This window comes from Streptomyces sp. NPDC008001, assembly GCF_042958085.1.
In the GTDB taxonomy this organism is placed as follows: Bacteria; Actinomycetota; Actinomycetes; order Streptomycetales; family Streptomycetaceae; genus Streptomyces.
In genome coordinates this window covers 359,528-373,413 of the sequence record NZ_JBIBIZ010000005.1, presented here as the reverse complement: position 1 = coordinate 373,413, position 13,886 = coordinate 359,528, and the positions used below count along the sequence as shown (strand labels likewise).

Annotated in this window: 10 protein-coding genes; 4 read left to right on the top strand and 6 right to left on the bottom strand. The window is 73.9% G+C overall.

Going from position 1 to position 13,886, the window contains the following annotated elements:
• Positions 1 to 33 precede the first annotated feature (33 nt).
• The 5 genes from pepN to ACFZCD_RS15760 all read right to left on the bottom strand — a co-directional run bounded on the left by pepN (position 34) and on the right by ACFZCD_RS15760 (position 8,399).
• Positions 34 to 2,559: an aminopeptidase N gene (pepN, locus tag ACFZCD_RS15780; RefSeq protein WP_391830996.1), complete on the bottom strand. Its 2,526-nt coding sequence runs from the start codon at positions 2,557 to 2,559 to the stop codon at positions 34 to 36.
• Between the two features lie 370 nt (positions 2,560 to 2,929).
• Positions 2,930 to 3,235 carry a chorismate mutase gene (locus tag ACFZCD_RS15775; RefSeq protein ID WP_391830994.1) on the bottom strand — a complete coding sequence of 102 codons (306 nt, stop codon included), beginning with the start codon at positions 3,233 to 3,235 and terminating at the stop codon, positions 2,930 to 2,932.
• An 11-nt stretch (positions 3,236 to 3,246) separates the two neighbouring features.
• Complete coding sequence (locus ACFZCD_RS15770; protein ID WP_391830992.1) at positions 3,247 to 4,137, bottom strand: helix-turn-helix domain-containing protein; 891 nt, start codon at positions 4,135 to 4,137, stop codon at positions 3,247 to 3,249.
• Between the two features lie 80 nt (positions 4,138 to 4,217).
• Entirely contained in the window at positions 4,218 to 7,358 is a 3,141-nt protein-coding gene (locus tag ACFZCD_RS15765) for an endo-alpha-N-acetylgalactosaminidase family protein (protein ID WP_391830990.1), read from the bottom strand.
• A 147-nt stretch (positions 7,359 to 7,505) separates the two neighbouring features.
• Positions 7,506 to 8,399, bottom strand: coding sequence for a hypothetical protein (locus ACFZCD_RS15760; protein WP_391830988.1), 894 nt, complete (start codon positions 8,397 to 8,399; stop codon positions 7,506 to 7,508).
• Between the two features lie 256 nt (positions 8,400 to 8,655).
• Here ACFZCD_RS15760 and ACFZCD_RS15755 point away from each other — a divergent pair, with 256 nt between their 5' ends.
• From ACFZCD_RS15755 to ACFZCD_RS15740, 4 genes are all read left to right on the top strand, one after another.
• A complete protein-coding gene (locus ACFZCD_RS15755; RefSeq protein ID WP_391830986.1) occupies positions 8,656 to 9,453 on the top strand; it encodes a serine protease in 798 nt (265 codons plus the stop codon).
• A 582-nt stretch (positions 9,454 to 10,035) separates the two neighbouring features.
• Positions 10,036 to 10,764 carry a hypothetical protein gene (locus ACFZCD_RS15750; RefSeq protein WP_391830984.1) on the top strand — a complete coding sequence of 243 codons (729 nt, stop codon included), beginning with the start codon at positions 10,036 to 10,038 and terminating at the stop codon, positions 10,762 to 10,764.
• A gap of 137 nt (positions 10,765 to 10,901) precedes the next feature.
• Positions 10,902 to 11,582, top strand: a complete 681-nt coding sequence (locus tag ACFZCD_RS15745) for a response regulator (RefSeq protein ID WP_391830982.1) — start codon at positions 10,902 to 10,904, stop codon at positions 11,580 to 11,582.
• Complete coding sequence (locus ACFZCD_RS15740; protein ID WP_391830980.1) at positions 11,579 to 12,766, top strand: sensor histidine kinase; 1,188 nt, start codon at positions 11,579 to 11,581, stop codon at positions 12,764 to 12,766. Before ACFZCD_RS15745 ends, ACFZCD_RS15740 begins: the two co-directional genes overlap by 4 nt.
• Before the next feature lie 16 nt (positions 12,767 to 12,782).
• On the opposite strand, the gene ACFZCD_RS15735 is transcribed toward ACFZCD_RS15740, so the two are convergent.
• The gene (locus tag ACFZCD_RS15735; protein ID WP_391830978.1) at positions 12,783 to 13,883 is read right to left on the bottom strand and encodes a glycoside hydrolase family 113; all 1,101 of its coding nucleotides are present in this window, start codon (positions 13,881 to 13,883) and stop codon (positions 12,783 to 12,785) included.
• Between the last annotated feature and the right edge of the window lie 3 nt (positions 13,884 to 13,886).

Sequence of the window (13,886 nt, the reverse complement as noted above, 5' to 3'; positions counted from 1 at the left end):
GGTCCGTGCGGTGCCTGCGACCCGGGGCGGTGCCTACGGCCGGGGCGTCCGGACGTGCAGGGCGCGGCGCAGGTCGTCGAGCTCGTCGGTGAGCCTGCGGCGCAGGGCGGGGACGGGGTCCGCGGTGCGCAGGCACGCTTCGCCGAGGTCGAGGGTGTGCTGTTCGACGAGGGGGCGGGGGAAGCCGGCGACGCCCGCGGTGGTGGCGAGGGCGGGGCCGCGGCGGGCGGCGAGGGCGACGGCGGCGGGGTAGTAGCGGTCGAGGTAGGGGCGGACGAGTTCGAGCTGTTCGGGCTGCCAGAAGCCCTTGGCGGTGGCGGTGAAGAGGTAGTTGGACAGCTCGGGGCGGTGTTCCGGGTCGTACATGGCCTGCCAGGCGGCTTCCTTGGCGGCGGGGTCGGGGAGGGCGGCGCGGCAGTGGGCGGCCCCTTCCTTGCCGGTGGCGCTGGGGTCGCGGGCGAGTTCGGCGTCGATGGCGGCGGGGGTGGTGGCGCCGAGGACGGCGAGGCGGGCGAGGGCGCGCCAGCGCAGTTCGGGGTCGAGGGCGGGGCCGCCGGGGACGGTGCCGTCGTCGAGCCAGGCCCGGAGGGTGTCCGTGTCGGTGGTGCTGTCGATGTACGTGCGGACGGCTGTCAGGCGCAGGCCCTGTGCGGTGCCGTTCGTGTCCTCGCCCATGGTGCGGTCGAGGAGCTCTGCGGCGAGGCCGGTGAGGGTGGCCAGGGCGGCGGGGCGGTCGGCGGGGGTGGTGTAGCGGTCGGCGATCTGGCCGCGGGCGAAGGCGAGGACGCCTTGGGTGAGGGCGACGTCGGTTTCGTGGGGCAGGTGGGTGCGGGCGGCGTCGAGGTAGGCGGCGGGGGCGAGCTCGCCGTCGCGGACCATGTCGCGGGCGGCGTTCCACAGGACGGCGCGGGTCAGGGGGCCGGGCAGGGCCGCGAGGGAGTGCAGGGCGGTGTCCCAGGAGGCGGCGTCGAGGCGGATCTTGGCGTAGGTGAGGTCGCCGTCGTTGAGGAGGAGCAGGTCGGGGCGGGTGCCGGGGAGGGTCTTGGTGGTGCTGTCCTGCGGTACGTCGATCTCGAAGCGGTCGCGGAGGAGGAGGCGGGCGGGGTCCGCGGGGTCCCGGTCGTAGGCGCCGGCGGCGATGCGGTGGGGGCGGGTGCCGTCCTGGTGGACGGTGAGGTGCCAGTGGTCTTCGGTCTGGGTGACGGTGGGGGTGAGCGTGTCGACGCCGCTGGTGCGCAGCCAGTGGTCCGCCCAGGCGTGGACGTCGCGGTCGGTGTGGCGGGCCAGGGAGTCGAGGAAGTCGGCGAGGGCGGCGTTGCCGAAGCGGTGGCGGGCGAAGTGGTCGTTGATGCCGGCGAGGAAGTCCTTCTCGCCGAGCCAGGCGACGAGCTGGCGGAGGGCGGAGGCGCCCTTGGCGTAGGAGATGCCGTCGAAGTTGAGGAGGGCGGCGGCGGTGTCGGGGACGGCGGTGGGGTCGGGGGCGACGGGGTGGGTGGAGGGGCGCTGGTCGGCGTCGTAGCCCCAGCCCTTGCGGGCGCAGGCGAAGTCGGTCCAGGCGCCGTCGAAGCGGGTTGCTTCGGCGAGGATCTGGTAGCCCATGTACTCGGCGAACGACTCGTTCAGCCAGATGTCGTCCCACCAGCGGAGGGTGACGAGGTCGCCGAACCACATGTGGGCCATCTCGTGGGCGATGGTGACGCCGCGGGACTGGCGTTCGGTGTCGGTGACGGCCGAGCGGAAGATGTATTCGTCGCGGAAGGTGACGAGGCCGGGGTTCTCCATGGCGCCGGCGTTGAACTCGGGGACGAACGCCTGGTCGTAGGAGTCGAAGGGGTAGGGCTCGTCGAAGATCTCGTGGAAGCGGTCGTAGCAGCGGCGTGTGATGTCGAGGAGTTCGGCGGCGTCGGCGTCGAGGTGCGGGGCGAGGGAGCGGCGGCAGTGCAGGGCGAAGGGCAGGCCGGCGTGTTCGGTGCGGACCGTGTGCCAGGGGCCTGCGGCGAAGGCCACGAGGTAGGTGCTGAGGGGCTGGGTGGTGGCGAACTCCCAGCGGCCCTCGGCCGGGTCGCCGGTGCGGGTCGCGACGGCGTTGCCGAGGACGGTCCAGTGGGGCGGGGCGGTGACGGTGGCGTCGAAGACGGCCTTGAGGTCGGGCTGGTCGAAGGAGGCGAAGACGGACGGGCCGTCGCCGAGGAAGGACTGGGTGTAGAGGTAGGTCTCGCCGTCGGCGGGGTCGGTGAAGCGGTGCATGCCCTCGCCGGTGCGGGAGTAGTGCATGTCGGCCTCTATGAGCAGTTCGTGCTCGCCGGCGGTGAGGGAGAGGGGCAACCGGTTGTCGTCGAGCGCGGCGGGGTCGAGGGGGTGCCCGTCGAGGGTGACGCGGTGCAGGGTGGCGGGCCGCACCTCGATGAAGGTGTCGCCGGCGGTGCGGGCGGTGAAGCGGATGCGGGTGGTGGTGGCGAAGAGCTCGTCGCCGCGGGTGAGGTCGAGGTCGACGGCGTAGCGGTGCACGTCGAGGAGGCGTGCGCGGGCGCGGGCTTCTTGGTGGGTGAGTACGGGCATGGCCTCATCCTGCCGGGTCGCTGGGCGCTGTGCCGAGGCGGGAGTTGGGACCGCGAGTCCGCCGCTGCGGGGTGACGGGGCGGGTTCGGCACCGCCGAGACGCGGGGTTTCGGCTGGGCGCCGTTGCGGCGGGGGGTGCGGATCCGCCGCGGCGGGCGAGGGCCGGGGCCGGCGGCTCCCTACGGCCCTGGGCAGGCTCCGGCACCGCCGGGATGCGCCGATTCGGCTGGGCGCCGTTGCGGCGGGAGGAAAGGGGCGGGGCCGCCGCCCAGATCCTTCGCCGCTGCGGCGCGCCGCAGGGCCGGAGGGGCCGGCGGCCCGCTTCCACCGCCGGGGCGCGCCGATTCGGCTGGGCGCCGCTGCGGGCGCGTTACGTTCGGGCGATTGTTTCGTGGTGGCGGATGACTTCCGCGATGATGAAGTTCAGGAACTTCTCCGCGAACGCGGGGTCGAGTTTGGCGTTCTCGGCGAGTTCGCGGAGGCGGGTGATCTGGCGGGCCTCGCGGGCCGGGTCGGCGGGGGGCAGTTTGTGGGCGGCCTTGAGGTGGCCGACCTGCTGGGTGCACTTGAAGCGCTCGGCGAGCATGTGGATCACCGCTGCGTCGATGTTGTCGATGCTGTCGCGCAGCCGGCCCAGCTCGGCCCGTACGGACTCGTCCATGGAACTGTTGCTCATGGTCACCGAGCCTAAGCGGAGGGACGGGGTGCGATCACCGGCGGGTGGTCCGGGTCGGGGATCTCGGCGCTCCAGCCGCCGGGCACGGCGTTGCCCTGGCGGGCGCGGAAGCGGACGGGTGCGGTCCCCACGCGGCGGGTGAAGAGGCGGCTGAAGTAGGCGGGGTCGGCGTAGCCGACGCGGCGGGCGACGGCGGCGACGGGCAGTTCGGTGGCGGCGAGGAGTTCTTTGGCGCGGCCGAGGCGGATGCCGAGGAGGTAGTCCTTGGGGCTGCAGCCGGCGCCGCGGCGTACGGCGGCGCGCAGCTCGGCGGGGGTCATGCCGTGCCGGGCGGCGTGCTGGGTGACGGAGAGGGGCAGGAAGGCGTCGCGGGCGAGGGCCTGGAGGACGGGTTCTTCGCCGGGAGTGGTGTCGGCGCGGGCCCGGCGGAGGGCGACGAGGAGTTCGTGGACGGCCGCCGAGGTCTCGATCTCCAGGAGGGGGTTGCCGCGGCGTGCCGCGCGGGCGATGCGGTGGACGGCGGTGCGGGCGGCGGTGGTGTCGGTGAGGGGGACGAGGGGCCGGTGGGGTTCGATGCAGCCGAGTTCGGTGTAGGCGCTCACGGCGGGGCCGGTGAAGTCGGCGAAGCTCTCGTCCCAGCCGGTGCCGGGGGCGGCGCCGTAGTGGTGGGGGACGCCGGGGGTGAGCCAGAGGAGGGCGGGGGCGGTCACGGTGCGGGTGCGGCCGTCGGGGGTGCGCAGCCAGCCGCTGCCGGCGTGGATGACGACGGCGACGTGGTGGTCGAGGGTGCGTGGTCCGACGGGCGGGAGCGCGCCGTGCTGCAGTCCGACGCCGAGGCAGACGAGGCCGAGGCGGTGGTGGACGGGGCCGGGGCTGAAGTAGCGCATCCATGTCTGGTACATGGGTTCCGGCCTCCCCGCGGTGTCGGCCCCGTGGGCCGATCTTCGCGCATGGCGGTGCGCTTCACCAGAGGCCCGGGGCCTCACTCGTCTCGTGGACCGTGGATCTCGGGAGTCTCGGGGCTCTCGGGTATCTCGTGGACCGTGAAGCCGTCGAGGACGAACTCGGCGGTCCCGCTGTCGCCGGTCTTCCGCAGCCCCACCCATGCCTCGCCCGCTCCGGGCGCGGTGAACTCGTACGTGTGGGTGGCCGGGGCGTGGGCGGCGGGCAGGGGCGTGCGCTGCAGTTCGCGGCTTTCGGGCGCGTCGGTTCCGGTGATCCAGGCGTACTGTCCCGCGGCCTCGTTCTCGTAGCGGAACGTCACCCGGTAGCGGTGCCCGGGCCGGAACCGCACGGTGTGCGGCAGGGTGCGGTAGACGATGCCGGTGTTCTCGCCGCGTGACTTCAGGGACTGCGTGCCGTCGATGACGTCGTCTATGGCCTTGCCGTTCCAGCCGCGCTGTGTGTAGGGGGCGTGCCGCTGGGCGATGTGCGTACGGGGGTCGGTGGCGCCGCCGGCGTCGCCCTTGACGAAGGGTCCCCAGCCTTGGGGGACGTTCTCGAAGTCCTCGTGGAGGAGTGCGCCGGGGCGTCGGGGCGGCGGTCCGGCGGCCACGACCCGCAGGGCGTCGAACCGTACGCGCGCGTGGCCCGCGGCGACGCTCAGGGTGAGGGTGACGGGCCCGCCGCCGGGGGGCACGGTGAAGCGGGTGAACATGCGCTGGAAGCGGGTGCCGTGTTTGCGGTCGGCGGCCACGTGGTTGACGGCGGTGGAGGTGTCGGTCCAGTTGTGTGCGGTGATGCCGTCGGCGGTGCGGACGTGCAGGGCTGCCCGGCGCCGCTCCCCCGCGGTGCCGCCGACCTCGACCTGCACGGATGCCGCGTATGTGCCGGGTTTCAGCCGGGTGAGGCGCTGCCCGGCCGTGGCGGCTCCTCCGCCGTGGACGACGAGCTCCCAGTCGCCCAGCGGGCTGCGTTCGACGGCCGCGGGTCCGGTGACCTGCCATCCGGTGAGGCTGCCGGAGTGGAAGCCGGGGTCGTGCAGGGGTGTGCCTTCGCCCCAGGCGGGGGCGGGTGAGGGTGTGTGGTCGCGGGTGAGGACGTAGGGCTGCCCGGCGGCGGCCTCGATGGTGACTTCGCCGTGCCGGACGGGGAGTTCGGTGGCGCCGGTGCGGCCCTGGTCGGTGAGGCGGTGGAGGACGACGGTGCTCCGCCGGGCCCAGCCGCGCGGCAGGTGCCAGCGGGTGGTGCCGCCGGTGGGGTTGTAGTGGTAGAGCTTGGCGGGGTTGCGGGCTTCGCGCGGTTCCCAGGGCAGCAGGTAGATCCCTCCTTTGTAGACGACGTGCCCGTCGGTGGTGATGGTGCGGGTGCCGTCGGCGTCGCTGACGGTGGTGTGCGCCGGGTCCTCGAAGGTGATCTCGTGCTCGCTCCAGGTGCGGATGGGGTGGGCCTGCAGGTATTTGGCCGGGAGGTTCTCGGTCCAGACGATGCGGTGGAAGGGGGCCCAGTCGGTCTTGCCCTGCCAGCCTTCGAAGGTGCCGAGCTTGGCGGTGCCGAGGAGGGGCCACTTGTCGGCGAAGACGTCCTTGTGGTGGTGATGGAGGAAGCGGATGAGGCGCGAGTTGATGCCGCGGGAGGTGTCGGGGCCGTAGTCGGTCTCGTTCGCCCAGTGCGACCAGATGCTGGAGCGCTCCAGACCGTGGCCCCATTCGGTGGTGATGTGCCAGCCCTGGTCGCGCAGGGCGCGCTGCAGCCGGTCGGAGTTCCAGCCGGATTCGCGGAAGACGTCGATGTAGAGGGTGGTGAGGGCGGGATCGGTCTCGTCGCGCAGCTGCCGGAAGCGGCGGACGATGCCGCCGGTGAGCAGGTCGCGGCGGGCGTCGATGCGGTAGGACTGGTCGAGCCAGTCCCACTGCTTGTCGTTGCGGTCGACGAGGGCGTCGGAGAAGGCGTGGGCGACCGGGTAGGACTCGGTGGTGTTCACGTGGACGGCGAAGTCGCTGTTCCACTTCTTCCCGGCGCGCAGCAGGGTGTTGAGGTCGGCGAGGCCGCCGGCGCGGGTGTTGTAGTTGCCGCCGTAGTCGGGGTGGGCCGAGTCGTGGCCTTCGGACTGGTAGCCCTTGAGCAGGGTGAACTGCCCCAGTCCGTCGGTGGCCAGGGCGATGCGTTTGACGTTGTCGAGCGTGGCGAGGAAGGGGTTAGTGGCCTGGCTCGCGAAGTTGAACGGGATGTGGGGGACGACGCGCAGGTGCTGCCCGGCGGCGCCGAGCGGCTCGGTCATGACCTCGCGCAGGGCGATGGCGGCGTCCTGCCAGTCGGCGCGGCCGTCGCCGTTGCGGTCCCGGGTGACGACGACGGTGGCGCGGGGCAGGGGTTCGGTGGCGGTGACCGGGGCGCCGGCGGCGCGGTGGGTCCACTGGCCGCAGGTGATCCGGGCCTCCCGCCGGCCGGGCCGGGCGACGGTCTGGCGCCACAGGCGGCCGTTCTCCCAGGCGGTGGTGGCGTCCGGGTGGTCGTAGACGGTGTTGGTGTCGACGGCGGCGGCGAGCCGGCCGGTGCTGACGACGGCGTAGGCGCAGCCGGTGGGCGTCTCGTCGGCGGGTGTGTCCGGGCCGGGGCGGACGAGGGTGTCGCCGTTCTTCGCCTTGTCGAGCTGGATGCGGGCGGCGAGGAGTTCGGCGCCGGGCTGGGTGCTGCGGACGCTCAGGAGGGCCAGGGCGGGGATGCGCAGGGTGCCGATGCGCAGGGCGGGGGTGTCGGTGATGCGGGTGATCCGCCAGTCGACGCGCATGCCGGTGACGCGGATCTCGGCGTCGATGCGTGTGCCGCCGGTGAGGGTGAGGACGTACGTGGCGCGGTCGGGGTGGAGGGTGGAGGTGACGTGGGGGGTGTGTTCCTTCTCGTCCACGAGCAGGGTGGTGACGGCCTCTTCCTGGCCGTGGACGACGTCTCCGGTGGTGCGGTCGGTGTAGGAGATGACGCGGGGGAAGGCGGTGTCGACGCGGACGTCGAGACCGGTGGAGCGCAGGACGGCTTCGGTGCGGGGGGTGGCTGCGGCGGTTGCGGCGGGGCCGGTGAGTGCGGCGAGCCCGGCGGCGGCGCCCGCGGTGACCACGGTGCGGCGGGTGGGGGCGTGGGGGGCTGCGTCGTCCACTCTGCGGTCCTCCTCGGTGCCGGTGGTCACGGGCACACAGTGGAGGGTGGGAGCCGTGGCGCCCATGGACAAAAGTGGTACGGGTGTTGGACTCCTTTACGGGACCACCGCCCGCCGGGCCCGGCGTTCCCGCGGCGGTTGCACCTGGACTTCGAAAGGCGGTGCCCTCGGCGGTCGTCAGGTGTCGCACTCCAGGACCGACCGGCACAGGCCGCACCGCACCCGGACGCTCCCCCGTACCGGCACCCGGATCCGCTGGTGGCAGGTGGGGCACGGGAAGCTCACCCGCAGCGGATCGTGCCCCTCGAAGGCGTAGCCCCAGCCGGAGGGGACGCTGCGCTTGGCGTTCTGGACGGCGCGGCGGTCGCGGGCGTAGCGGTGGCGGCCGATCCGCCCGGCGGCGGCGAGCGGGGGGCGGCGGCCGTCGCGTCGCGCCTCCGCGAGGCCCTTGGCGTACGCGTCGTACGCCTGGGGGCTGGTGAACCACGGGGAGGGGTCCTCGCCGAAGGCCAGCGCCCGTTTGGCGAGGACGTAGCCGAACTCCTCGGGGGTGAGGTAGCCGAGCTTCTGCGTGGAGACCGCGGACTCGCGGTAGGCGTCGAGCAGCAGCCAGCCCGCGCCCAGGTAGGCCGCGGCGGTGTCGGTGAGGATCTCGTTGTCGCGGGTGCCGGGGAAGGCGAGGCCGAGGCGGTGCAGGTAGACGTGCATGACCTCGTGGGAGAGGGCCGCGCCGATGTCCTTGCGGTGGGTCTTGAAGCGGGAGTTGAGCTCGATGAAGTACTCCGGGCCGGCGGCGAGCTCCACGCTGCCCGCGTGCCGCATGTCGCGGAAGCTGACGATCATCCGGGCGTCCGGCAGGCGGAGGTGGCGCACCATGGCGCCGGCGACGCGCTGCACGCCGAGGTAGGGGTTCTCGTCGTCGTCGAAGGCGACGTCGGACGGGGGGACGCTGAGCTCGAAGGTGTGCACCGTGTCGTAGGAGAGGCGCTTGTAGAGCGCGGTGATCGCGGTGCGTACGGTCTCGATGTGCGGGTAGCCGTGCACGATCTCGATGCCGGTTCCGGTGCCCACGCGTGACCACCCCCTGGGGTCCCCCTGCCGGCCGCTGCGCCCCGTCTCCACTGTACGGGCGGGGGCCGGGGGGCGGCAGGTCGCGGGGCTGGCCGAAACGGGGTGCTTGTCGGGCGTTCGCCTGCTGCTCATAATCGCACCGCGCAGCGAAGGCTCGATTCCGGTAATCGGACACCGGAATTGGTTGTCATGAGCACGACATGCACCTCTCCTGTGCTGCTCATGCGCTGCGCAACCTCCCACGAAAGGAAGACCCTTGCGCACCTTCCTCTTCCTCGGCACGCTCAGGAGAACCCTCGCCGTCGGCGCCGCCACCGTCGCCGCGCTCACCCTCACCGCCGGCGCCGCGCTGGCCGACGACCCGGCCCCGCCCCGCGGGGTGGTCGGCGGCACCCCCGCCCAGCAGGGCGAGTTCCCGTGGATGGTGCGGCTGTCCATGGGCTGCGGCGGCGCGCTCTACACGAAGCAGATCGTCCTCACCGCCGCCCACTGCGTCAGCGGCAGCGGCCCCAACACGTCCATCACCGCCACCGCCGGCGTCGCCGACCTCAACTCCTCACAGGCCGTCAAGGTCAAGTCCACCGAGGTCATCCAGGCGCCCGGCTACAACGGCTCCGGCAAGGACTGGGCGCTGATCAAGCTCGCCCGGCCGGTCGACCTGCCGACGCTCAACGTCGCCGACACCACCGCGTACAACGAGGGCACCTTCACCGTCGCGGGGTGGGGCGCGGACCGCGAAGGCGGCAGCCAGCAGCGGTACCTGCTCAAGGCCACCGTCCCCTTCGTCGACGACACCGCCTGCCAGCAGGCCTACGGCAACCTCATACCCGGCGAGGAGATCTGCGCCGGATACCTCGACCAGGGCGGGGTCGACACCTGCCAGGGCGACTCCGGCGGCCCGATGTTCCGCCGGGACGCGGCGGGGGCGTGGATCCAGGTCGGCATCGTCAGCTGGGGGCAGGGGTGCGCGCGGCCGCACTATCCCGGCGTGTACACCGAGGTGAGCACGTTCGCGTCGGCGATCAAGAGCGCTGCGGCCAGCCTGAGCGGCTGACCGCCACGGGCCCGGGCCAGGGTGCGGGGCCGCTCCGGCGTCTCCGCACTCCGCGGGCCCTCTCCGCCGCGGCGGGAGGGGCCTTCCCGGGCCGGGAGCCCGGTCCCGGCGGACCCGCCACCGCCGGGGAGCGCGGCGCCCCACGCCCGGCACCCGCGCCTCCCGGTTCCGCCGGACCCTCGCCGCCGCGGCCGGGCGCCGTGGCGGCGGAGGGGTTTCCCAGGGACCGGGAGGCCCGGACCCTGCGCGGGCCCCTCGTCACCCGGGATCACGGCGCACCGCCTTCCGGTTCCGCCTGCTCCGCCCTCCCCCGGCAGAGGCCCCCATCCCGCCAGGGCGCCCCGCGCCCCCGCCACTGCTCCGTCCGGATGGTTCTTTCCGGGCAGGCGGGGGAATCGCCGGGGCGGCCTGCCGGAGGGGGGGTGGGCGACTCCGGTATGACGTGGGCGGGCGGTCGTCATCCTTTCGGCCGAGGCGAGAATGGTCGGACAGTCGAGGTGTGGGCCCCGTAAAGGCCCGTAACGTGAAGGTCGTGGCCGGCCGGCCGCAGAACCAGAACCGACCGTTACGGAAAGGGACCCCGTGTCCGCCAAGCACCGCATCGCTGCCGCCACCGTCCTCGCCGCCGCCGTCGGCGCGGTCGCCTGGCCGACGGCCAGTGCGTTCGCCGCGGACCTGCGCTCCTCCGGCGGCAAGGACAACGGCCCGGGCCGCCCCGTGGTGGTCCACCAGGTCCAGCTGCCCGACGGCAGCCGGGCGCAGCTGAGCTCCGGCGAGCGCGGCACGACCGTCACCGTGAGCAAGCACGGCAAGCAGCGCCGCACCATCGACGCGTCCCGGCCCACCGCCGACCTCGACCGGCTCCACCTGCGCATTCTCGGCGGGGACACGGCGAAGCCGACGCTGCGCGCCTCCCTGGACGGGGCGCAGCTGACCAACTACTACGACTTCGCCTCCGGCACCCTGCGCCACACCCCCGACGGTGCCGAGCGCGCCGGCACGGTGGTCAAGGGCAGCGGCGCCGGTCATGACAAGGGCGCCAAGCACACCACCGGCGCGGGCCACGTCCTGACCGTGCGCAAGGGCGCGGACGCGGGCGGCAAGCAGGAGGCCGGCTCCGGTGGGCGCTCCTTCCACGCCGCTTCCAGTAACCCCGTGAAGCGGGTCGTCGAGGCGGGCGAGGTCATCAAGGGCCGGCACGACATCGGCACCCCGGCCCTCGCGGGCGGCGTGGCCCTGCTCGCCCTCGGCGGCGGTGCCTACGGGGTGCGCCGCCTCGCCGCCCGCCGGGCCACCCGTACGGACGTCTGACCCGCGGTTGCGGGGGCCTGCCCGCGGTTGCGGCGGGCCGCGGCCCCCGCTGACATGGAGGGGCGGAGGCGGCCCCCGGCGGTCCCGCGTGCGGCGGCGCGCCCTGCCGTACGCCCGGCACAGTGCGAGGAACAGCTATGGCGATCACCGTGGTCATCGCGGACGACCAGGAGATGGTCCGCACCGGTTTCCGCATGATCCTGGAGAGTCAGCCCGACATCGAGGTCGTCGCGGACGTCGTGGACGGCGAGGCCGCCCTCGCCGCCGTCGAGCGGTACGAGCCGGACGTGCTCCTCCTCGACATCCGCATGCCGAAGCTGGACGGCCTGGAGGTCACCCGCCGTCTCTCGGAGCGCGCGGCCGCCCGGCCGGGGCCCGCCGCGCGCCCGCGGATCGTCATCGTCACCACCTTCGACCTCGACGAGTACGTGCACACCGCGCTCCGCAACGGCGCTTCCGGCTTCCTGCTGAAGGACGCGAGCCCCGCCATGCTCGTCGAGGCCGTGCACGCGGCCGCCGTCGGCGACTCCCTCATCTCGCCCGCCATCACCGTCCGCCTGCTGCGCGACATGGCCCCCGGCAGCCCGGCGGGGAGCGCTGCCAGGGCGCCCTCCGAGCCGCTGACCGACCGCGAGGCCGACGTCGTGCGCTGCCTGGCGCGCGGCGCCACCAACGCGGAGATCGCCGCCGATCTCTTCGTCTCGCTGTCCACGGTCAAGTCGCACCTGGCGAACGTGCAGACGAAGCTCGACGCCCGCAATCGCGTCGAGATCGCCGCCTGGGCCTGGGAGAGCGGGCTGGCCGCGGGCGGCACGTGACCAGGTGGGCCGGCTGGACCGTGCGCCATCCCCGGCGCGCCACGGTCGCGAAGGCCGCCCTCGGGGCCGTCCTGCTCTGTCTCGTGGGCTTCGAGGGCATCACGCTGGCCCGCCAGCCGAGCACGCCGCACGCGCTCGTCCTGGTGTCGGGCGTCCTGGTCTGCCTGTGCGCCGTCCCCTACGGGTGGATTACGCTGACCGTACGCGCGGGCGTCGCGGCGGCCGTGTCCCTGACCACCTCCGCCGTCCTCATGATCGGGCCGCATCCGCGCATCGTGTGGGGCATGGGCGAGGACGTCGCCCTGCTGGTCCTCTTCACCCTCGTCGTCAGCAAGTCCTCCCATCTCGTCGCGGGCGTCCTGGGCCCGCTGCTCGCGGCCGCCGTCGTCGCCGCGCCCATGCGCGACCTCAACCCCGAGTGGTTCACGGCCCTGTTCTCGATGCTGCTGGTCGTGGTGGGGACGTACTCGCTGCTGCTGCGCGGCCACGCCGCTCAGCGCGTACGGGACCTGTCCGCCGTCCGGACCGCCGAGCGCCTGGAGCTGGCCCGTGAGCTGCACGACCTGGTCGCGCACCACGTCACCGGCATCGCCGTGCAGGCCCAGGCCGCCCGGTTCACCGCGCTGGAGGGGCCGGCCGCGGCCGGGGCCTTCGAGCGCATCGAGACCTCCGCGGGCGAGGCGCTGGGGGCGATGCGCCGCCTGGTGGGCGTGTTGCGGGAGGGGGAGGCGGAGACGGAGCCCGTGGCCGGGCTGCCGGAGGTGCGCACCCTCGCCGAGGCGTTCGCGCGCACCGGGCCGCCCGTCGTCCTGTTCGTCGAGCAGGGTCTGGAGGACTGGATTCCCGCCGAGGTCGCCGCGGGCGTCCACCGCGTCGTCCGCGAGGCCCTCACCAACATCCGCAAGCACGCCGCCGACGCGACGGCCGTGCGGATCGGCATCCGCGGGGTGCCCGAGGGCGTGGAGCTGCGCGTCGCGGACGACGGCAGGAGCGCGGCCGCGCTGCCGGAGGAGGCCCGGGGCGGGGGCTTCGGCCTGGTGGGGCTGAGCGAGCGGGCGAAGGCGATGGGCGGGGTGCTGCGCGCGGGCCCCGCCGCGGAGGGCGGCTGGGAGGTCACGGCCCGGTTCCCGGTGGACCGCAGGCGGCCGGGGACGCGCACGCGTCCGCCGGATCCGCCGCGGTGAGAGCGGGCGGGCGGGGCTAGCCCCAGCGCCGGCGCAGGACCTTCTCGGCCGGTTTGCCGTGCGGGGTGTAGGCGAGCCGGCGTGGTGTTTCGCCGCTGTCCGGCCAGTCGTCCCACATCCACCAGCAGACCCCTGCCCACCAGGGCTTGCCGTCGAGGGCGGTGAGCAGCGCCTCGTAGGCGGCGGCCTGTTCGTCCTCGCCGCCGCTCTTGCTGACGGTCCAGGAGTAGGGGGCGGTGGTGGTGCCGCGCTGGCTGACGTAGCCGGCCTCGGTGAAGAGGATCTTGCGGTGGTGGCGGGCGGAGAAGGCGGCGAGTTCGCCGGTGACGGGTTTCCAGGCGTCGCGGAGGCGGCCGGCGTCGGTGGTGGGGCGGTCGGCGAGGGGCCAGTAGGCGTCGATGCCGATGACGTCGAGGTCGTCCCAGAAGGGGACGGCGGCGTATTCGTCGTAGTTGGCGGCGTAGGTGAGGGGGCCGCGGTAGTGCGCGCGGACGGCGCGGACGACCTTGCTCCAGCGGGTGCCGTCGCGGGAGGTGCCGGCGAGTTCGGTGCCGACGGCCAGCTGTTCGGTTCCGGTCTCGGCGGCGAGGGTCGCGTAGTGAGTGATGAAGCGTTCGTACGCGGCGAACCAGGCGTCGGGGTCGCGGGGCTTGATTCCGGCCCGGTCGCCGCCCTTCGTCAGGTCGACGTGCGGTTTGACCATGACCTTGAGGCCCGTCGCGTGGGCGAGGCCGATGATGTGCCGCAGGGAGTCGTCGCCGGCGGTCTCGCCGGTGGTGTGCATGGCGGAGTCGGTGACGTCGTCCTGGTACCAGGTGGGGGTGAAGGTCACCCAGCGGGCGCCGGTGGCGGCGATCTGCCGCAGGTAGGGCGCGGCCTGGGGGCCGCTGTAGTCGTCGGTGTTCCAGGAGGGGAGGGTGATGCCGCGCATGCCGGCTGCCTTTCCGCCCGGCCCGCTCCCGCCGGCTTCCCTGCTCGCCCCGCCTTCCCCGCCGTCCCCGCTGCCGGTGCGGCCGCTCGGGCCGGGCTCGGGGCCGTCCCCGGAGCCGGAGGAGCATCCGGCGAGGAGGAGGACGGCCATGAGCAGCGCACCGGCTGCCCTCCTTCTCGCACTCACCGC